Source organism: Xanthomonas vasicola, assembly GCF_000772705.2.
In the GTDB taxonomy this organism is placed as follows: domain Bacteria; phylum Pseudomonadota; class Gammaproteobacteria; order Xanthomonadales; family Xanthomonadaceae; genus Xanthomonas; species Xanthomonas vasicola.
The window spans coordinates 37,865-57,966 of the sequence record NZ_JSBW02000002.1; the positions used below are offsets into that span (position 1 = coordinate 37,865).

The 20,102-nt window shown below is 63.4% G+C and carries 20 protein-coding genes and 1 pseudogene; 13 read left to right on the forward strand and 8 right to left on the reverse strand.

The features are described from left to right. Positions 1-59 precede the first annotated feature (59 nt). Positions 60-434: a P-II family nitrogen regulator gene (locus NX05_RS00230; protein ID WP_276329941.1), complete on the reverse strand. Its 375-nt coding sequence runs from the start codon at positions 432-434 to the stop codon at positions 60-62. Between the two features lie 153 nt (positions 435-587). Here NX05_RS00230 and ubiK point away from each other — a divergent pair, with 153 nt between their 5' ends. The 3 genes from ubiK to NX05_RS00245 all read left to right on the forward strand — a co-directional run bounded on the left by ubiK (position 588) and on the right by NX05_RS00245 (position 3,345). Continuing rightward, positions 588-866, forward strand: coding sequence for a ubiquinone biosynthesis accessory factor UbiK (gene ubiK, locus NX05_RS00235; protein WP_010374776.1), 279 nt, complete (start codon positions 588-590; stop codon positions 864-866). A 16-nt stretch (positions 867-882) separates the two neighbouring features. After that, positions 883-2,403: a YifB family Mg chelatase-like AAA ATPase gene (locus tag NX05_RS00240; protein WP_039431563.1), complete on the forward strand. Its 1,521-nt coding sequence runs from the start codon at positions 883-885 to the stop codon at positions 2,401-2,403. 432 nt (positions 2,404-2,835) lie between these two features. Then, a complete protein-coding gene (locus NX05_RS00245; RefSeq protein WP_039431682.1) occupies positions 2,836-3,345 on the forward strand; it encodes a lipocalin family protein in 510 nt (169 codons plus the stop codon). A 169-nt stretch (positions 3,346-3,514) separates the two neighbouring features. Here the strand turns inward: NX05_RS00245 and NX05_RS24300 are convergent, their stop codons facing one another. Continuing rightward, the gene (locus tag NX05_RS24300) at positions 3,515-3,691 is read right to left on the reverse strand and encodes a hypothetical protein (protein WP_010374782.1); all 177 of its coding nucleotides are present in this window, start codon (positions 3,689-3,691) and stop codon (positions 3,515-3,517) included. 383 nt (positions 3,692-4,074) lie between these two features. Here NX05_RS24300 and NX05_RS00250 point away from each other — a divergent pair, with 383 nt between their 5' ends. Then, positions 4,075-5,637 (forward strand): EAL domain-containing protein, encoded by a 1,563-nt coding sequence (locus NX05_RS00250; protein ID WP_039431566.1) that lies wholly within the window; start codon positions 4,075-4,077, stop codon positions 5,635-5,637. 65 nt (positions 5,638-5,702) lie between these two features. Here NX05_RS00250 and NX05_RS00255 read toward each other — a convergent pair whose 3' ends face one another. Together NX05_RS00255 and NX05_RS00260 are read right to left on the reverse strand one after the other, a co-directional pair. Further along, positions 5,703-6,824 (reverse strand): fatty acid desaturase family protein, encoded by a 1,122-nt coding sequence (locus NX05_RS00255; protein ID WP_026112168.1) that lies wholly within the window; start codon positions 6,822-6,824, stop codon positions 5,703-5,705. Between the two features lie 9 nt (positions 6,825-6,833). Next, on the reverse strand, positions 6,834-7,910 hold the full coding sequence (locus tag NX05_RS00260) for a ferredoxin reductase (protein WP_010374790.1): 1,077 nt from the start codon (positions 7,908-7,910) through the stop codon (positions 6,834-6,836). Between the two features lie 92 nt (positions 7,911-8,002). Between NX05_RS00260 and fabR the strand changes: the two genes are divergently transcribed. From fabR to NX05_RS00280, 4 genes and pseudogenes are all read left to right on the forward strand, one after another. After that, positions 8,003-8,650, forward strand: coding sequence for an HTH-type transcriptional repressor FabR (gene fabR / locus NX05_RS00265; RefSeq protein WP_010374793.1), 648 nt, complete (start codon positions 8,003-8,005; stop codon positions 8,648-8,650). A gap of 710 nt (positions 8,651-9,360) precedes the next feature. Continuing rightward, positions 9,361-9,721: pseudogene (locus NX05_RS24595) on the forward strand (SPFH domain-containing protein); the annotation flags it as partial. Positions 9,722-9,775: 54 nt separating this feature from the next. Then, positions 9,776-10,996 carry an RtcB family protein gene (locus NX05_RS00275; RefSeq protein ID WP_017121515.1) on the forward strand — a complete coding sequence of 407 codons (1,221 nt, stop codon included), beginning with the start codon at positions 9,776-9,778 and terminating at the stop codon, positions 10,994-10,996. 206 nt (positions 10,997-11,202) lie between these two features. Further along, positions 11,203-12,003, forward strand: coding sequence for a hypothetical protein (locus tag NX05_RS00280; protein WP_010374802.1), 801 nt, complete (start codon positions 11,203-11,205; stop codon positions 12,001-12,003). Positions 12,004-12,260: 257 nt separating this feature from the next. On the opposite strand, the gene NX05_RS00285 is transcribed toward NX05_RS00280, so the two are convergent. From NX05_RS00285 to NX05_RS24305, 3 genes are all read right to left on the reverse strand, one after another. Beyond that, entirely contained in the window at positions 12,261-13,130 is an 870-nt protein-coding gene (locus NX05_RS00285) for an alpha/beta hydrolase family protein (RefSeq protein ID WP_039431578.1), read from the reverse strand. Next, positions 13,130-14,224, reverse strand: coding sequence for a DUF3182 family protein (locus NX05_RS00290; protein WP_039431581.1), 1,095 nt, complete (start codon positions 14,222-14,224; stop codon positions 13,130-13,132). The genes NX05_RS00285 and NX05_RS00290 overlap by 1 nt, the downstream gene beginning before the upstream one ends. Before the next feature lie 87 nt (positions 14,225-14,311). Further along, on the reverse strand, positions 14,312-14,476 hold the full coding sequence (locus NX05_RS24305; RefSeq protein ID WP_010374806.1) for a hypothetical protein: 165 nt from the start codon (positions 14,474-14,476) through the stop codon (positions 14,312-14,314). 405 nt (positions 14,477-14,881) lie between these two features. Between NX05_RS24305 and NX05_RS00295 the strand changes: the two genes are divergently transcribed. From NX05_RS00295 to NX05_RS00310, 4 genes are all read left to right on the forward strand, one after another. Further along, entirely contained in the window at positions 14,882-15,163 is a 282-nt protein-coding gene (locus NX05_RS00295) for a hypothetical protein (protein ID WP_003486531.1), read from the forward strand. Positions 15,164-15,215: 52 nt separating this feature from the next. Then, positions 15,216-15,491 (forward strand): hypothetical protein, encoded by a 276-nt coding sequence (locus NX05_RS00300; protein WP_010379292.1) that lies wholly within the window; start codon positions 15,216-15,218, stop codon positions 15,489-15,491. Between the two features lie 78 nt (positions 15,492-15,569). Further along, the gene (locus NX05_RS00305; protein ID WP_039431584.1) at positions 15,570-16,163 is read left to right on the forward strand and encodes a DUF4142 domain-containing protein; all 594 of its coding nucleotides are present in this window, start codon (positions 15,570-15,572) and stop codon (positions 16,161-16,163) included. A gap of 209 nt (positions 16,164-16,372) precedes the next feature. Next, positions 16,373-17,260 carry a TIGR01777 family oxidoreductase gene (locus NX05_RS00310; protein ID WP_039431589.1) on the forward strand — a complete coding sequence of 296 codons (888 nt, stop codon included), beginning with the start codon at positions 16,373-16,375 and terminating at the stop codon, positions 17,258-17,260. A gap of 272 nt (positions 17,261-17,532) precedes the next feature. On the opposite strand, the gene NX05_RS00315 is transcribed toward NX05_RS00310, so the two are convergent. Then, positions 17,533-18,384, reverse strand: coding sequence for a hypothetical protein (locus NX05_RS00315; protein WP_039431591.1), 852 nt, complete (start codon positions 18,382-18,384; stop codon positions 17,533-17,535). Between the two features lie 242 nt (positions 18,385-18,626). Here NX05_RS00315 and NX05_RS00320 point away from each other — a divergent pair, with 242 nt between their 5' ends. Next, the gene (locus NX05_RS00320) at positions 18,627-20,063 is read left to right on the forward strand and encodes a Do family serine endopeptidase (protein WP_039431594.1); all 1,437 of its coding nucleotides are present in this window, start codon (positions 18,627-18,629) and stop codon (positions 20,061-20,063) included. Positions 20,064-20,102: the final 39 nt, after the last annotated feature.

Below are 20,102 nucleotides of genomic sequence, written 5' to 3' on the forward strand. Positions count from 1 at the left end.
TGCGGCCCACTCACCCAACCATGCTCGCTGGGTTTTGTTTGCCGCTCTCAGCAGCAGACCTACAGCGCATCGCTATCCAGCTCGCCGGTGCGGATACGCACCACCGTGTCCAGGTCGTACACGAACACCTTGCCGTCGCCGATCTTGCCGGTGCCGGCCGCCGCGACGATCGCCTCGACCACGCGCTCGGCCTGGTCGTCGGTCACCGCCACTTCGATCTTCACCTTGGGCAGGAAATCGACCACGTATTCGGCGCCGCGATACAGCTCGGTGTGGCCCTTCTGGCGTCCGAAGCCCTTGACCTCGGTCACCGTAATGCCTGCCACCCCGCAGCCGGCGAGCGCTTCGCGCACATCGTCGAGCTTGAACGGTTTGACGATGGCCATGATCATTTTCATCGGTGCAGGTCCCAGGGCATGACGGCCGCGCAGCATACCGTGGACGGGGGCAACACTCATCCCACCGCGCGCTGCCGTCAGCGCGGACGACAGCCGAATGGGACTATCCTTACCTTCTGCCGACTGCCTTGCCGATGTCCCGCGTGTCCCGGCCTGCACTAGGCTTCCTACGGACCTGCGGAGAACACCATGATCGATTTCAATCAGCTCGACGACCTTGCCCGCCGCCTCAGCGACCTGGTACCGCCGGGCCTGCGCCAATCGCGCGAAGAACTGCAGAGCACCTTCAAGGGCGCGCTGCAGGCAGGGCTGGGCAAGCTGGACCTGGTCACCCGTGAAGAGTTCGACGTGCAGCGCGCGGTATTGCTGCGCACCCGCGAAAAACTCGACGCGCTTGAGCAGACCGTCGCCGCCATGGAAGCGAGCGCGCCCGGCACGCCGCCCGCTGCGCCGCCCACCACCCCCTGAGTCAAGGCCACCCACGATGAGTCTGGCGCTGGTGCACAGCCGTGCCCGCGTGGGGGTGCATGCGCCTGAGGTTCGGGTGGAAGTGCATCTCTCCGGCGGTCTTCCCTCCACACAGATCGTGGGCCTGCCCGAAGCGGCAGTGCGCGAATCGCGCGAGCGTGTACGCGCTGCCATGCTGTGTGCACAGTTCGAATTCCCCGCCCGGCGCATCACCATCAACCTGGCACCGGCCGATTTACCGAAAGAAGGCGGCCGGTTCGATTTGCCGATCGCGCTCGGCATCCTGGCTGCCAGCGGGCAAATCGACCGCCAGGCCCTGGCCGATTACGAATTCCTCGGCGAGCTTGCGCTCACCGGCGAACTGCGCGGTGTCGACGGCGTGCTGCCCGCTGCGCTGGCGGCCGCGCAGGCCGGGCGACGGCTGATTGTGCCACTGGCCAATGGTGCCGAAGCGGCGATTGCCGGGCACGTGGAAGCCTTCACTGCGCGCACCCTGCTGGAAGTCTGCGCCACGCTCAATGGCAGCCAGAAAGCACCTGCCGCCCAGCTGGCCATGCAGGTGCTCGGCGCACGCGCCCTGCCCGACATGGCCGATGTGCGCGGGCAACCGCACGCCCGCCGCGCGCTGGAGATCGCCGCCGCCGGTGGACATCATCTCCTTCTGGTCGGCAGCCCCGGCTGCGGCAAGACCCTGCTGGCCTCGCGCCTGCCCGGTCTGTTGCCAGAAGCCAGCGAAGCCGAAGCGCTGGAAACCGCCGCCATTACCTCGATCAGCGGCCGTGGCCTGGATCTGGCCCGCTGGCGGCAACGGCCTTACCGGGCTCCGCACCACACTGCCAGCGCAGTTGCGCTGGTGGGCGGTGGCACGCATCCGCGCCCTGGCGAGATCTCGCTGGCCCACAACGGCGTACTGTTCCTGGACGAATTGCCCGAGTGGCAACGGCAAACTCTCGAAGTGCTACGCGAACCCTTGGAATCTGGTCTGGTCACGATCTCACGGGCGGCGCGCAGCGTGGATTTCCCGGCACGCTTCCAACTGGTCGCAGCCATGAACCCGTGCCCCTGCGGCTGGGCGGGCGATGGCAGTGGGCGCTGCCGCTGCAGCAGCGACAGCATCCGCCGCTACCGCAGCCGTATCTCCGGCCCGTTGCTGGACCGCATCGATCTGCATGTCGAAGTGCCACGCCTACCACCGCAAGCACTGCGTAGCGGCAACCTCGGCGAGGACAGCGCCAGCGTGCGTGGACGCGTGGTCGCCGCGCGGCAGCAACAACTTGCGCGCGGAGCGCTGCCCAATGCGCAACTGGATCAGCCCGACACCGATCGCCATTGCCGTCTGCAGCACGACGATCAGTTGTTGTTAGAGCGTGCCATCGAACACCTGCAGCTGTCTGCACGCTCGATGCATCGCATCCTGCGCGTGGCACGCACCATCGCCGATCTCGACGACAGCGCGGACATCGCCACGCGGCATCTCACCGAAGCCATCGGCTATCGCAAACTAGATCGCGCACTAAGCGCTGCCAGCGCGGCGTAGCGTGTTTGGCCGGGCACTCCGGGGCATGTGATTCGGACGCCACGGCCGCTGAGGGCAGCATGGCCTTTATGAATAAGGCATACCACATGGCCGGCACCAAGGAATGGCACCACTGCGCCGTACGGTTTAAGGCTACGTAACGGCTGCTGCCAACGGCGACACGGGCACACCCGTCTGCAAATGCAGCACGTGCGCATTGTTAGGGCACTACGTATATCTTCAGGATGGTACGTAATGTGCCGCCGCTACGGCATTTCCCTGGCCCGGCAAATGCGCGGAAACATTCTGGCCAATGGCAGCAACAGCCCGAAGCGCAGCGCACGCAGCACCAATACGCTCGCAACCGTGGCCGCACCCGCTCGCCCGTATACCAACATGTATTTCATGGCGGTGCACGTACAACAGGCGCCATTCCATTATGCAGAGGCCCGCATGAGCCACCATCCCGAACTCACCACTGTCCCGGCGCTGGATCTGAATCGCTATCTGGGCACGTGGTACGAAATCGCTCGCCTGCCGATCCGCTTCGAGGACGCGGATTGCACCGATGTGTCGGCGCATTACACCCTGGAAGACGACGGCAGTGTGCGCGTGCAGAACCGTTGCCTCACCGCGGAAGGCGAGCTGGAAGAAGCGATCGGCCAGGCGCGCACCGTCGACGACACACACAGCCGGCTAGAGGTGACCTTCTTGCCCGAGGCCCTGCGCTGGATCCCTTTCACCAAGGGCGATTACTGGGTGATGCGCATCGACCCCGACTATACCGCCGCACTGGTCGGCAGCCCTGATCGCAAGTACCTGTGGCTGCTGGCACGGTTGCCGCAGCTGGACGAAAACATTGCGCAGGCCTATCTGGCGCACGCACGCGAACAAGGCTTCGACCTGGCACCGCTGATCCACACTCCGCACACCGGGCGACTGACCGAGCAACCGCTTCCGTAGTTAGGGAGCCGTCCTCGGGACGCGGGACGCGGGACGCGGCCTTGAGCGTCTCAACCGACACATCCCGTATGGCCCCGCCCACTGGCTTAATCGCCATGCACAAGGCAAGCGATCAAGCGCACGAACACAGTGGGTCGACCAGCGTGCCGCCGGCACGTGGCCTCCGCGGTCAGCCGTTGAGCGTGCCCAGATCCTTGGCAGCCGCCTGGGCACCTTCCAGGCTGTCGAAGGCCACGCCGGTGTCACCGACCACGTACTTGGTCAGTTCGCCATCGCGTGTGGTTTCCTGCATCTTGAAAATCGGCACTGCGTCAGTGCCGCCGACGCGTTCTTTCTGCGTTGTCATGGGTGATTCCTCCAGTGAAAGCGCCTTGCATGGGACCGGATTGTCCCGCTGCTCCCCTCCGGGAGCGCAGACCACCCGACCCTAACGCGGCATCGTGTTGAGGCACGTGAATCCGCAAGCGACCCCGACTGCCATGATGCGGCGCAGGACGATCGACAAAAATCACGGCCGCTTCGCTCCACAAACGCGCGCAATCCACGCGTGTGTCGTACATTCGCGACGTGCAGCCTCATCAGTCCATGCCGTGTGTCACCAATCGCTGCGCGCGACGCGTTCGCCTGCACTCCGGCGAGCCTGTGTCGGCCAGTCGCTACCGCGCGCATTGCGCGCATCGCCTCAGAGGCCGTGCGTGAACCGGCCGCACCGTCGATGCGGGTGGTGAGGTGAAACGCCAACGCATCATCAATGTGACCGTGCTGCTGGTGTTGCTCTGCGCAACACTTCCGGTCGGGCTGTCCTACTACCTAGCCTGGCGGCTGGCGTTGGCGCGCGAAGAGGGCAGGCTGAGCCAGCTGGCTGCACTGTCGATCCGGCGCACCGAAACCGCCTTCGACGAGGCACATGGTGCGTTGCTGAGCATGGCCGGCTCGCGGCTGCCGTCGTGCTCGCCCGCGCATCTGGCGCAGATGCGCGCACTGGTGCTGACCAGCCGCTACATCGTTGAGCTGGGGCGTTTTCAACAGGGTCGTCTTAGCTGTACCTCATGGGGCCAACTGCGCAACAGCATTCCGCAGACCAAGGCCGACTTCGTGGTCAAGCGCGGCATCGCGGTGACCACGCGGCTGCTGCCGTTAGCCAATCCGCAACGTCCGCTGATGGCCCTGCAACTGGGCGACTACAACGTCCTGATCAACCCCGACACGCTGGCCGACATCAATATTCCGCCTGGTCTGCAACTGGCGATCGGCACCCCGGAGGGGCAGCTTCTCAGCAGCACCGGAACCGCCGCCGAACAACTGCTGATCGGGGCAACCGCGGAACGCGCGCCGGACGACCGCGCGCTGTCGCAGGTGCTGTTCGGACGCGACCGCCGTGGCGACTGGACGGCGGTGGTCACAGAACCGGTGCCCTATCTGCGCGGACCGCTGGCGGCGGCACGGTTGCAGCTAGTGCCCGTGGGCATCGCGGTGGCGCTGCTGCTGGTCGGTGCCGTGCTTTTGGTCTCGCGGCGGCGGCTGTCGCCGCTGGCGCGGCTGGAAATCGCAGTGCAGCGTCGCGAATTCATCGTTCACTACCAGCCGATCATCGGGCTCGACAGTGGCGCCTGCGTCGGCGCCGAAGCCTTGGTGCGCTGGCAGCAACCCGACGGCGTGCTGGTGCCGCCGGATGCCTTCATTCCACTGGCCGAAGAAAGCGGCCTGATCCTGCCGATCACCGACCTGGTGGTGGCCGAAGTCATCCGCGAACTCGGCACCACCCTGGCTGCCGATCCGGCGCTGCACGTGGCCATCAATGTCTGCGCCCAAGACATCAAAAGCGGCCGCGTGCAGAGCGTGCTGGCGCAAGCGTTGCTTGGCACCGGCGTTAACAGCGGCCAGCTGTGGGTGGAGGCGACCGAACGCAGCCTGATGGACATCGACGCGGCACGCACCACCATTACCCATCTGCGTGGCGCTGGCCACACGGTGTCGATCGACGACTTCGGCACCGGCTACTCGAGCCTGCAGTATCTGCAAGGTCTGCCGCTGGATGCGTTGAAGATCGATAAGTCGTTCGTGGATACCATCGGCACCCATTCGGCCACCAGCGCAGTGACCGCGCATATCATCGAAATGGCCAAGACGCTGCGGCTGCGCACCATCGCCGAAGGCGTCGAGCGGCAAGAACAGCTCGATTATCTGCGCGCTCATGGCGTGGACCTGGCGCAGGGCTGGTTATTCTCGCATGCATTGCCTGCCACCGGTTTTATCGCCTATCACGCACAGGCACGCAGCACGGCGCATTGACCGCAGCAACAAAAAAGGCCGCCAGTGGCGGCCTTTTGATGTCGATCACGCGTTGCGCAATCCGATTACGCGCTCTGCAATGCACCGCTGCTCTGGCGCGCCGGCTTGGGCCGGCTCGGGAAGGCATGACGCACGATCCGCCACATCACCTGGCCGAACTGCCGCGGCAGCGAGCCGGTGTTGTAGTGCTGACCGTAGCGCGCACAGACCTGCTTCACTTCAACTGCGATCTGCGCATAACGATTGGCCGGCAGGTCCGGGTAAAAGTGATGCTCGATCTGGTGGCTCAGATTGCCCGACAGCACATTCATCAGCTTGCCACCGGTGAGGTTCGACGAACCGCGCAACTGACGCAGATACCAATGACCACGCGACTCGTTGCGGATGGATTCCTTTGGAAACACTTCCGCATCGGCAGTGAAGTGGCCGCAAAAGATGATCACGAACGTCCAGATGCTGCGCAGCATGTTGGCGGCCAGATTGCCCAGCAGCACGGTCAGGAAAAACGGGCCGGCCAGCAGCGGAAACACGACGTAGTCCTTGAGCATCTGGCGGCCCATCTTGCGGCCGACCGGCAGGAACAAAGCGCGCAATTCGGCTGTCTTCATCTTGCCCGCGAACCAACGGCCCAGACGCAAGTCCTGGATCGCTACACCCCATTCGAACAGCAGCGCGAACACCACTGCAATAAAGGGCTGCAGCAGGTAGAACGGGCGCCAGCGCTGTTCCGGGAAGATGCGCAGCAGGCCGTAGCCGATGTCATCGTCCATCCCACGCACATTGGTGTAGGTGTGGTGCTTGAAGTTGTGCGTCTTGCGCCAGTTGTCGCCGGTGGCAACGATGTCCCACTCGTAGGTGTTGCCGTTGAGCTGCGGGTCGCCCATCCAGTCGTACTGGCCGTGCATGACGTTGTGGCCCAGCTCCATGTTCTCCAGGATCTTGGACAACGTCAGCAGCACCACACCGGCGATCCATGCCGGAATCAGCACGCTGTGGACGAATGCGCCCACTAACAGCAGCGCACGACCAGCAACGCCGGTCCAGCGCACGGCAGCCACGATGCGGCGGATGTAACGCGCATCGTCGGCGCCCACCTGGCGCTGCACGCGGGCGCGGATGGCATCGAGTTCGTCGCCGAAAGACTGCAGCTCGCCAGCGGACAAAGCACGGTTATGGACTCGGCTCATGAAGATTCCTTACAGATCCAGGATCAGGTCAGTGCTCGGGGCACTGATGCACAGCCGGACCTGTGCGGTGGGTTCGTTGCTGCGCTCACCGGTGAGCAGGTGGCGCGTGGTACCGGACTGGCGCGCGCAGGCGCAGGTGTTGCAAATGCCCATGCGGCAGCCGTGTTTGGGCCGCAGGCCTTGCGCTTCCAGCCCTTCCAGCAGCGACTGGCCGCGCGGCAGGGTGAGCGTACGGCCGCTGCGTGACAGCTGGACCTGCACCTGCCCCGCTTCGCTTTCGTCCAGTGGCGGCACACTAAAGGCTTCGGCCTGAAATGCAGCCACGCGTCCTTGCAGGCGTTCGCGCGCGGCCTGCACAAAACCGCCCGGGCCGCAGACCATCACATGGCGCTGGTCCAGCGCGGCAATCTGATCCAGCGGATAGGTGTCGATGCGGGCGGCCGGTGTCTCACCTTCGCGGGTGGTCAGCAACTGCACGCGCAGGCGCGGATGCGCCGCGGCCAGCGCAGCGAATTCGTCCACAAAACAGGCTTCGTCGCGCTGGCGCACCCAGTACAGTAGGTCTACGTCCATCGGCATGCCGGCTTGCGCAGCGGCCTGCAGCAACGCGCGCATCGGCGTGATGCCCGAACCGGCGGCCAGCAACAGCAACGGCGTCGGGGTGGTCGGCAACAGCATGTCGCCGAACGCCGGCTCCAGCGACACCACCGTGCCCAGCGCCGCATCGTGCGCCAGGAAGCGGCTCACCAGACCGCCCTCGATCGCCTTGACGGCAATCGCCAGGCGGCCGTCGGCCAGCACGGTGGGGCTGTAGCTGCGCAGCAGACGGCGGCCCTCGATCTCCACGCCCAGGCTCACATGCTGGCCGGCCTGCAGGCCACGCCAATGGCCGTTGGGCTGCAAGACCAAGATCACCGCATCGCGGCTGGCCGGGCTGCGCTCGACCAGGCGCGCCATTGGCTGTTCCAGCGTCCACAATGGGTTGATCCGGGTTGCCCAGAAATCGAACAGCTGCGGTGACACCAGCCGGCGCGCCAGACGTGCCGGCAGCGGGGACTTGGGCTTGGGAGAAGATGCCAGGTTCATGGGTTGCACTATACGCATGCATGCACAGCCGTGTATACACTTGTATATTGCCAGAAGGGCTATGATTCAGGCCCACGCCCGGCTGCAGCCTCATGACCTCCATTGCCCTGCCTTCCCACGACGCGCCGCCGTCCCGCAAGCCAGCGATTTCACGGGAGGATCTCATTGCTGCCGCGCTGTCGTTGATCGGCCCGCACCGCAGCCTGTCTACGCTGAGCCTGCGCGAAGTGGCACGCGAGGCGGGCATCGCGCCGAACAGCTTCTACCGCCAGTTCCGCGATATGGACGAGCTCGCCGTGGCCTTGATCGACCTGGCCGGGCGTTCGCTGCGCACCATCATCGGCCAGGCGCGCCAGCGCGCGACCTCCACCGATCGCAGCGTCATCCGCGTCTCGGTCGAAGCCTTCATGGAACAGCTGCGCGCCGACGACAAGCTACTGCACGTGCTGCTGCGCGAAGGCGCGGTGGGCTCGGACGCCTTCAAGCAGGCTGTAGAGCGCGAGCTCAGCTATTTCGAAGACGAGCTGCGCGTGGACCTGATCCGCCTGGCAGCCGCCGACAACGCCAAGCTGCACGCACCCGCCCTGGTGTCCAAGGCGATCACCCGGCTGGTGTTTGCGATGGGCGCGGTGGCGATGGATTCTCCGCCGGAGAAAGATCCCGAGCTGATCGAGCAGATCTCACAGATGCTGCGCATGATCCTGACCGGCGCGCGCACCTTGGGCACGCACGGCGGCTGATTGCTCGCTTCGATAGTGGTGCGCGAGCGAGTTGTCGGGCGCGTGTGCGCATTGGCGGAGTTGGCTTAGCAAACAAGGCATTGCCAGACAGCGACGCGCTGCAGGTCACCGACATGGGTTACTGCATGGCCTGAAACCAGCGCATCGTCGGGCGACGATGCTTCTATCCATTCGCCGCAGCGCATCGCAGCCGCTGCATAAACTGCATTCTCTTTCGACTGCCCGAAAGATAATCAGAAAAATAATTGCATAAAGTGCTTGCGCAATGAAAAAGACGCGGGTAATGTTCGCGCCCTCAGCAGGCACGCCTGCACTTTCACCGAATCACATTCATGCCCCTGCTCACTTCCGCCACATTCAATCGACTGCCCGGCGCACACCGCGCGGCATCGTTTGTGCGCACGAAGAAAGCAGCCGTGCGCATCACCCTCTTCGACTGATGTCCTGACAAGGAGATCGGTCACCCGATCTCCGAGGCAAGCGAACGCCCTCGGATGCTGCAGCCGGGGGCGTTTTCGTTATGCGTTGGCATCGACTCTGGTGGATGACCTTCCAGGCACCCGGGCATGGAGCGCCCGACAATATGGACGTTGCACGCGACGAGGCGCGAAAGCGCTGTACCCAGGTGCAGTGCACGGGTTGCGCGTCATGCACATAAAAAGATTGCCGCTCTAATAAGGCTGCAATTAGAAACATTATGGAAGATATTCGACAAGGCCTCGCTGGATGCGGATATCTTCGGGTATGTTGCGTGGCAGCGTGAGCGGCTTCGGCATCGAAGTGCTGGTCGCCGGCGTCAAGGACGTGATCCTGTCGGGCGAGATGCGCGAGATCCTCAACGCGGTGGTACAGGCGGAGAAGCAGGCGCAAGCCAACGTCATCCGCCGGGGCGAAGAGGCCAACGCCGCGCATTCGTTGCTCAACACCGCCAAGCTGATCGAAGACAGCCCGGTGCTGATGCGTTTGAAGGAGTTGGAGGTGCTGGAAAAGGTCACCGAAAAGATCGACAAGCTCACCGTGTTCGGCGGCCTGGATGGCGTGCTGAAGCAATGGGTGACGATCAGGCAATAAAGGCTGCGCGTGGCAGAAGGATCTGCCACGCACTGCCGCAAAGGAATGACAACAATGAGTACTTCACAACACTTTGAATTTCTGCATGCCGAAGGCAGCACCCCGATCAAGGGCTGGGTGCGCGGCGTGCCACTGGAAGAGCAGGCGCATGCGCAGCTGCGCAATATTGCAGCAGTGCCGTTTGTCGGTCCGTGGGTCGCAGTGATGCCCGATGTGCATCTGGGTAAGGGTGCAACCGTGGGCTCGGTGATTCCGACCCGTGGCGCCATCATCCCGGCGGCGGTGGGCGTGGACATCGGCTGCGGCATGGCCGCGGTACGTACCACGCTGCGTGCCAACGACCTGCCCGACAACCTGGCGCAGTTGCGCTCCAGCATCGAGCGTAGCGTGCCGGTGGGCAACGGTCGTGGCGGCGAGCATCGCAAACTGCCGGACAGCATCGAAACCCGCATTGCGCAGTCGGGGTTGGTGCAACGTCTGGACGCGATCAAGCAGCAGCACAAGCGCATCCGCACCGACAAGCTGGACTGCCAGATCGGCACGCTGGGCGGCGGCAATCACTTCATCGAGATCTGTCTGGACGAAACCGATGCAGTGTGGGTGATGCTGCACAGCGGTTCGCGTGGCACCGGCAACCTGATCGGCACCTACTTCATCGAGCGTGCGCGTGAGCAACTGGCGCATCGTGTGTTGGGCTTTCATCTGCCCGACAAGGACCTGGCCTTTTTCATGCAGGGTGAGCCCTTGTTCGACGAGTACGTCGAAGCGGTGTCGTGGGCGCAGGATTACGCCCGCGAAAATCGCGAGGCGATGATGGCGCGTGTGCTGGCTGAGATGCGTCATCGGTTGCCGAAGTTCCAGCTAGAAAAGTTGGCAGTCAATTGCCACCACAACTATGTGCAGAAGGAAACGCACGCTGGCGAGGAATTGTTGATCACGCGTAAGGGCGCGGTGAGCGCACGGGCCGGTGAGCTGGGTATCATTCCCGGCAGCATGGGCACACGCAGCTACATCGTGCGCGGGCTGGGCAACGCCGACAGTTTCCATAGCTGTAGCCACGGCGCAGGGCGGGTGATGAGCAGAACAGCTGCACGTGCGCAGATCACGCTGGCGCAGCACCGCGAAGCCACCGCACATGTGGAATGCCGTAAGGATGCAGCAGTGATCGACGAGTCGCCTGCGGCGTACAAGTCGATCGATGCGGTAATGGCCGCGCAGCAGGATCTGGTCGAAGTACTGCACACCTTGCGCCAGGTGGTGTGTATCAAGGGGTAGAAAAGGGCCCGCACGAGCAACTTTTTTGGTTGCAGGCACCTTGCGCGCGCGAGCCAGCAACCTGATCCGCAGCGCGATGCACAATTCAGTCATGTCGCGATGGCACTCACATCAAAGCACGCACGTTTCACTCTTTCGACGCCATCGTTGCGCCTCGTTCGCGACCCGATCTACAGGGCGCATCCATCAGATCATCCGGAGGCGATATGAGCAATCTCGGCAACCAGGAACGCAAAGAAGAAGCAAAGGATTTGAACCGCGACCCGATCTCCGGTGCACCCGGTGCGCATCCGGTTGGCGTGGGTGTTGGTGGCATCGCCGGTGGTGCAGCAGCAGGCGCGCTCGCAGGCACGGTCTTCGGCCCGCTCGGTACCTTGATCGGTGCGGCAGCCGGTGTGGTCGCTGGCGCAGCAGCAGGCAAGGGCGTGGCCGAGCGTCTCGACCCGACCGTAGAAACCGAATACTGGCGCCAGGAGCATCGCAACCGTCCTTACTACAAGGAAGGCACCGACTACGACCGCGACTATGCCACCGTCTATGGATTCGGTTTGCAGGCACGCGAAACCCGCCCCACCAGCACTTGGGAGGAAACCGAAGCCACACTGGCTGGCGAATGGCCGCGTAACCGCGGCGAATCGCGCCTGGAATGGGAAGAGGCCCGTCTTGCTGCACGCGACGCGTGGGACCGTGCAGATCGCACCCACACTGTCTACCGCGACAACGACACACATTACGAAGGCCGCTTCGACAGCGCCAGCTACCGCGATGCCGAATATTCCTATGACGACTATCGCCCGGCCTATCGCTACGGCATGCAGGCGCGCCAGCAGCACGCCGGCCGCCAGTGGGACGACCATCTGGAGCGCGATCTGGGCGATGGCTGGGACCGCTTCAAGGCCAATTCGCGCCTGAGCTGGGAAAAAGCCAAACACGCAGTGCGTGAAGCGTTCGATTCTGAGAATCATGATGCAGCGGCACGTCGCAACCCGACCGACCCGCGCGTTTAAGGGCTCGTCGCCGCATGGCAGAAAGTGCCGCTGTAAACGTAATACGGTGAATCAGAACGGGCCCGCTTGGGCCCGTTCTGCGTCGTGGAGGCACGTCGAAGAGGTCATTCGCCAGCATCCAGAGCGCGTCTGTGCCGGCACGCATTTCGGGCCAATCAACTCCACAAGGCCTCCGATGCGCGCACTGCGCATCCATCACGCCGAAAAGGCGCCGCATGCGCGCCACCGTTCCTCTTCATGCGCCTCATTCCGGGTAACTACCCTGAGGTCTTCTCCACCGCACGGATATCGCCACGAAATACAGGCGCAGCCTGTTCCAGTTGGGCCGCAGCAGCACCCTGCTGATTCTTGAGCAGTTGCTTGCGTGTGGCCACCACTTCCTTGGCCAATGCGATGCGACGGCCGACGACCATTTCGGTCAGCCAGTCGATCAGTGCACGCGTGTACTGCTGCTGATGTTCCTTGATGCTCAGCGCATGGTCGGCGCCGGCAATCAAGCGCGTCGTGAGCGAACGCGCCTGCACGAAGGCCGCTGCGTAATTCTGCGACACAGGCTGTGGCACGATCACATCGTGCTCGGCTTCCACCAACAACACATCACCCTTGTAGTTGGCGCACGCGGCCAAGGCGATATTGTCTTCCGGACGCAGGCGCTGCTGGCGATAGGCCATCAGGTCGGGGTCGGCATTGAGGCTGACCTTGGGCTGGTCCCAATACGCATCCTTGTAGAGTGCAGGCGAACGCAACGCCAGCCATTCCACCGGGCGCTCGCGCGTGAGCAACGCCGACAGATAACCGCCGTAGCTCAGCCCGACCACTGCGATGGACTGCGCATCCACATACGACAGACTTGCCAACTGATCATAAGCGGCCTTGATGTCGTCCAGGTTCTGCGCGCGCGTCACAGTCTGGCGCATCGATGCGTAGCCTTCATGGCCGCGCAGATCGAAGGTCATGCAGATGCAGCCTAGGCCAGCCGCCTCGCGCGCGCGCACCAGACTGTGGTGTTGACTGCCGCCCCAACCGTGCACGAACAGGACCGCAGGCATGCCCGAGGGTGTCAGCAAGGTGCCACTGAGTGCATCCTCGCCGACAGGAATATCGATACTGGAAAGTTTGGCTTCCATTACGTCGCAGAGACCCTCCTGTATTTGTAACGCGGCCCCGGCCCGGATTGGGTTGCGCGGTAGTAGACCTGCGCATCGGCCGGCGGCTCGCCCTGATAGATTTCATGGGTGGACGCAGTGACCCACTGCAATGCGGGGTCTTGCTGAAATGCGGCGACTGCAGCGAGTTCAGCCGGTGTAGCGCCGCCAATCCGCCACGATTGTTCAAGCACGCCGCACACCTGCACGTGGCCAGCATCTTCCCCGCTCACCACATCATAGTTGCGGCGTGAGATCTGCAGCTCAGGATAAGCAGCGGTGATGAATCGATCGTATCTGCACGCCTGTTCGACCACCCGCTGCTCAAGCGGCGGCAATGCGGTGGCCATCAACGCCTCCAGCGATCCGCGGAACACGCGCAGCGCCGAGCCACCGTAGACATCGGTGCCATCCAGGTTGGGCACGCTGCATTGCGTACCGTAGTAAGCGACCTGGATGCCGGCGACGCACAGCTCGCCCACGCTATGCGTCAGGGGCTGCAGGATATTGCGCTCCAGCACCGCGCCATGCGTGGCTAGATAGGTGTCGGGCAGGCAGTCCAGCACCTGAGTGAGCTGCAGTACGTCAGCAACGCGCCACTGGTCGTTACCACCCACGCCAGTCGGCAGCTTCAAGCGCACGCCTCCATCGCCAGAAAGCGCCTCGAATGCATGTATCGCATCATGTCGAGAAAACACAGTGAAGCCCGGCAACGTGGCGGGAATCAGTGATGCGGCCAGCGCCTGATTCCAGCCTTCCGTACGTGCTGCACTGTCGTTGATCAATGGGTGACCAATCACCTTGGTCGCCAGAAACGCATGCGGCACGATTCCTCCGAGCAAATCGTCAGCGCCATGGATGCCGAATCCACGTGCTTGCGCCGTGGTCAGCGTGTCATCGGGCACATGAAAGGTGCCGGCATCGATGACGCCATCACCGGCGACGCCGGCATCGCGCACCCCCAGCAATCGCGCAATCTCACTGCACACCCACGCATGTGTGGCGCGCTCGTGACCATGCTCGGGCACACGGCGCGTGGCGTGCCCAAGCACTTGTCGATGGTGCGTCTGTACCATGACCTCTCCCCTGCGGCATGACCGCGCGTCGTTGCTGGCCTCGGTCGCAGCTGAGGAACGGGTCTGATGTGCGTTGGTGCTAGCGCCTTATTTCAGCGCCAGATACAGGCCTAATACGATCAAGAACACCACGATCAAGCTGACGGCGATACGCCCACCACGCAGCTCCAATAGGGCATGCCACCACACGCGTGCTTCTGCTGTGCCGCTGGCATGATGCGGCTTACGGCCACTGGTCTCGCTGTCCTGCATCCTAAGTACTCTCGCTCCATCACGTCGTTCTCCACCATAACGATCAGACGTTACACAAGTGTGGAGCGGTTCAGAATCTTCCGTAAAATTCGGCAGTGCACGAGCGAATTTGCCTGATCCGATAGCAATGTGCACATCTGCCTGCCGGGTGTAGCCCGCGCTCGGTAGCAGAGCGAGGCGAGCCCGCTGTCTTCGTTCGACGAAGTGGCTGCCGGCGCGTCATGTCGTGTGCGTTGACGACATGCATGCATCTGCATGCATCGCGTATAGAAACGCCGAAGTAGCCTGACCAATTAAGCGTGCGTCGCACTGCCACGCTGCAATGGTTGGGTTCGATGATCATTCGTTGACATACCCGCAGTTACTCTGCAGGTCAAGTTTGTTTACCCCGGAATACGTCAAGTCATGAGCAGAGATCCATCCGTCATCGATGTACAGGCCGAAATCGCGCATTGGCAGGCGCGGCATGCTCAGGGAAACCTGGGCGCAGGCAAGTTCAGCGAGTTGTCCCCGGTGGTGAAGATGGCCTGCGATATCTATTTGCAGGCACCGCGTTCGAGCGATCAGGAACGTCTGCGCCTGTTCCGCGACCGCTTGGAGCACCACTTCATTTCATCCAGCACACAGTCCAACTACGAACAGTTGGCCACCGATTGCTGGCAGCGTTTAGGTGCACGCAATAGTTGAGTTCGCAGCATCGAGCAGTCCGAGCAGTACCTGTTTTTCATTGGAGATTGTCATGAAAACCCCGTATCAAGTGCAGCAGGAGCTGGAACGACTGGAGCGGTTGGTTCCGCACATCGTCAGCGACCAGGGCGACCGCGCGGAGGAAATCCTTGGCTTCCACGTCGCCAGTCTGTTGGGTAGCGCACCGGCCAGCGAACACGCGTTGATTCGCGAACGCACCGCACGTATGGCACGCACCTGTCGCAGTGCGCAGGATGCGGTGCGCTCGCCCAAGGTACCTGTCAGACCATTGGGTATGGCGCCCGTTGCCCAGCCGCAGTGGGCCTAACCGACGCATCTCCGGAGCCGCATCGCGGCTCCTTTGCATTACACACTCGGCAGATGCCAATTCTTTTTCAGGACCCCCATGAAATCCACGCTCATCACTGCTTCGTTGTTGGCCATGCTCTCCCTGACCGCGTGCGATCGCCCTGGCGGCGATGCGTCGCGCACCGCACCAGCGGTGTCGCCCGAACCGACAGCTGCGCCTGTCAGCGGCAGCGGGGCGACCGAATTGGCCAAGGGTGATGGCGCAGTGCTGGGCGTACTGGCGGCCATCGACGAAAACGAGATTGCGCTCGCCAAGCAGGCCATCGAACAGGATCTGGGTGGCGCCACTGGCGACTTCGCGCAGCAGATGCTGCACGACCACGAAGCGAACCTCGAAAAAACCAAGTCGCTTGGCGCAGCCGGGAGCCCACGTGCTGAAGCCATGCGCGCCAAGGGCAAGGCTGCAGTGGAGGCGCTGTCCAAGACGCTGACCTTGCCCGACGGCAAGGACGCATACCGCAACGCATTCATGCGCAACATGGTGATCGACCATGGCGACACCATCAAGATTATGGATTCGGAACTGCTGCCCGCCGCCGAAAGCGCACCGGTCAAGCAGCATCTGGAAGAGACCCGCCGCGTGGTCTCGGCGCATTTTGAACGCGCCCATGCGGTGTCTTCGTCCAAGTAAGCAGTTGACCACGCTGCTCCCTGCAAACGCGCCGACTAGTCCGGCGCGTTTGTGTTTAGTGGCCCGCACAAGCTGCTACCTGTGAGGCACTTCGGCCACGCAAGAAGGCGGCCCAGCGCACAGCCGCGTGCCTATGCCCGTGCCAGCTTCACCTCGCTTGGCGTGATCCTGGCCTATGGTGCCGCATCGATTCGGCCCAGGAGCCCTCCATGCATCTGCTCATTACCGGCGGCACCGGCTTCATCGGACAAGCCTTGTGCCCGGCATTGCTGCAGGCCGGCCATCAGGTCAGCGTCCTGACCCGCGGCGTACGACGCGCCAGGCACACTCTGCCCGGCGTCACAGCAGTGGAGACGCTGGACGGGGTGCAGGCCGATGCCGTCATCAACCTGGCCGGCGAGCCGCTGGCCGCAGGCCGCTGGACCGATGCCCGCAAGCAGCGTTTCCGCGAATCGCGCCTGGGCATCACCCATCAGTTGCAGAACTGGATCGCGCAGCAGCCGGCCGCGCAGCGTCCGACCGTGCTGATTTCCGGCTCGGCCGTGGGGTATTACGGCGAACGCGGCGATACCGCACTGACCGAAGCCGACCCTGCCGGCGATGATTTTTCTGCATTGTTGTGCCGCGACTGGGAAGCGGCAGCCAACACCATCAGGGCGCTCGGCCCGCGCGTGAGTTGGGTGCGCACCGGTATCGTGCTGGATCGCGATGGCGGCGCACTGGCACGCATGCTGCCGGCATTCCGTTTCGGCGGCGGCGGGCCGTTCGGCGATGGCCGGCACTGGATGAGTTGGATCCACCGTGCCGATATGGTCGCGCTCTTGCTGTGGCTACTGCCGCACGGCCAGCCCGGCGCCTACAACGCAACGGCACCCAACCCGGTGACTAATGCGGAGTTCGCGCGCACGCTGGCCAAGGTGCTGCACCGCCCCGTCCTGCTGGCCTTGCCGAGCGGCTTGCTACGGCTGGGCTTCGGCGAGATGGCCGACCTGTTGCTGATCAGCCAGCGCGTGCTGCCGCAGCGTGCGCTCGCTGCCGGCTTCCGCTTCCAGTACGCCCAGCTGGACGCTGCGCTGCGCGCCATTCTTCAGCGCTGAGCGGCGGCTAGACGTGGGAATCGAAGAAGCTCCATCTTGTGCACGAGTAACGCAGCGACGCACGAGAGAGGTTTTCAAACAGAGCTCATAGAACTCCGCCGCAACGGCCGAGCAGGCCTCGACGAACGAGTGCAGACGAACGATTGCATAAGACTGCGACAGCAAGGCCAAAAATCAGCCACAAAAAAACCGACGCTGTTGCACAACGCCGGCTTTTCAACAGTACACGTGGTGCATGCGCTGCACGCAGCCTACGCCTCAGCGTAAGGACCTTAGCGCGTCACGCGCTTTACGGCCTTTTTTCCCACTGCTTTGCGGGCAGCAGTGGTCTTTGCCACCGCACGTGTTGCCGGGGTCTTGGTGACCTTAGCAGCCTTCTTCAACGCGGTTTTGGTCACGGCCTTCTTGAGCGGAGCTTTCTTCACTGCGGCCTGTTTGGTTGCGGTCTGCTTGGCGGCCGGCGCCTTCTTGGCCGCGGGCTTGGCCAGCGTCTTGGTAGCCGACTTCTTCGCTGCCGCCGACTTGGCCGCTGCCTTCTTCGCTGCCGTGCGCGCGCTCACCGTTGCAACAGCGGTCTTGCGTGCTGCGCTCTTGGCGGCGGTCTTGGCGCTGAGTGCAGCTGCTTCGGCCTTGGCATTGGCCTTGGCGGTTTCGAGCTTGCGCTTGGTGTTGGCCTTGGTGTCGGTGATCTTCCTCTTGGCCGCAGCGCTGGTGCTGCTCAGTTTCTGCTTGGCGGCATCGGTGGTCGAGGTCAGCTTTTGCTTGGCCGCGTCCTTGGTCGACACCAGCTTCTGCTTGGCAGCGTCTTTGGTGGCGACCAGCTTGTCCTTGGCAGCGTCCTTGGTCGCTACCAGCGAGCGCTTGGTCTTGGCCACGCTACGCTTCACTGCGGTGGCCGCTTTGCCAGCTTTCTTGGCCACATTCTTTTCGACCTTGACCACCGCCTTGCGTGCTTTGACCACACGCGTCTTGACCTCTTCCACCGCCGTGCCTGCAGCTTCCTGCACGCTGGCGACCGCCTCGCTGGTGGTGCTGGCGATGGTCTCGGTCAACTCGGTGGCGGTGCTCTTTACGCTATCGACGGCGTCGGACAGGGTTGCCGTTACACCATTGCCGTTGCTCATAGACCCTCCTTAAGGGCGTCAGTGCGGGAAATCGGGCGATGCACGACCGCACGCAACATGCTGAACAGGCATCGGATGAAGCGGACGCTACGCCGGGCCTGACGGGCTGTCAACGCAATCGGGGCAACGGATGCGCGGTACTTTCACCGGCAGTTAAATTGCACGCAGGCACCCTCGTTCAGCTTGATTTACGCAGTCAGACGCCCTATTCCTCTTTCACCGCGTAACCCGGAATCCGTTCCATGCGACCGCTGCCCACACTGCTGACTCTTTCGCTGGCCGCTGCCTTCGGCGGATTTGCCGCCACCGGCGTCAACGCCTGGCTCGACAACCGCGCCGAAGCCACGCCGCCGACCAATGCCGCCTTTACCCTGCCCACTGCCGCCGCGTTGCCGGCTGCAGTCGCCGGCCAGCCGGTGCCGTCACTGGCGCCGATGCTGCAGCAGGCGATGCCGGCAGTGGTGAGCGTCAACACCAAACAAGTGGTGCGCGTGCGCAATCCGTTCTTCAACGACCCGATCCTGCGCCGGCTGTTTCCGCAGGTGCCGCAGGACCGCATCAACGAGTCGCTGGGGTCGGGCGTGATCATCGATGCGCAAAAGGGCTACGTGCTGACCAATCACCACGTCATCGAAAATGCCGACGACGTGCAGGTGACTCTCGGCGACGGGCGCACGGTCAAGGCCGACTTCATCGGCTCCGACGCCGATACCGATATCGCCTTGATCCGCATCAAGGCAGACAACCTCACCGACATCAAACTGGCCGACAGCAACGCGCTGCGCGTGGGCGACTTTGTGGTGGCGATCGGCAACCCGTTCGGCTTCACCCAGACCGTCACCTCCGGCATCGTTTCAGCGGTGGGGCGCAGCGGCATTCGTGGGTTGGGCTATCAGAACTTCATCCAGACCGATGCCTCGATCAACCCCGGCAACTCGGGCGGTGCGCTGGTCAATCTGCAAGGCCAGCTGGTGGGCATCAACACCGCTAGCTTCAACCCGCAGGGCAGTATGGCCGGCAATATCGGCCTGGGTCTGGCGATTCCGTCCAACCTGGCGCGCAACGTGGTCGAGCAACTGGTGACCAAGGGCGTGGTCGTGCGCGGCACGCTTGGCCTGGAAACGCAGAACCTTACCCAACAGATGCTGCAGGGGCTGGGCGTGGATTCGTTGCGCGGCGCCTTGGTGACGCGCGTGTTGCCAGGTTCCGCAGCGGCCGCCGCAGGCGTGCAACCCGGTGATGTGGTGGTAGCGGCCAACGACCAGCGCGTGGACAGTGCCGAGGCGCTGCACAACTATGAAGGCCTGCAAGCCGTAGGCAGCGCGGTGACCTTGGACATCCGTCGCGACGGCAAGCCGCTCAAGCTCAAGGCCACGCTAAAAGAGCAGGACCGCGCGGTGACCGGCGACATGCTCGATCCACGTCTGACCGGCGCCACCTTCGTAGACCTGCCCGAATCGCTGCGTCAGTCCGGCATCACCGGGGTGATGGTGAGCGAGGTCAAACGTGGTGGTCGCGCCGCAGCCAATGGGTTGGTGACCGGCGATGTGATCGTGGCCAGCAGCGTGGGCGAGTTTGCCGACCTTGCCAGCTGGCGCGCCAATTTCCAGCGCAAACCGCAGCAGCTGGTGGTGCGCATCTTGCGTGGCAACGCGCAGTACGACGCGCTGATGCGTTGACACCCTGTGTACCCGCAATTGCTTCCACTAACGCCTCCT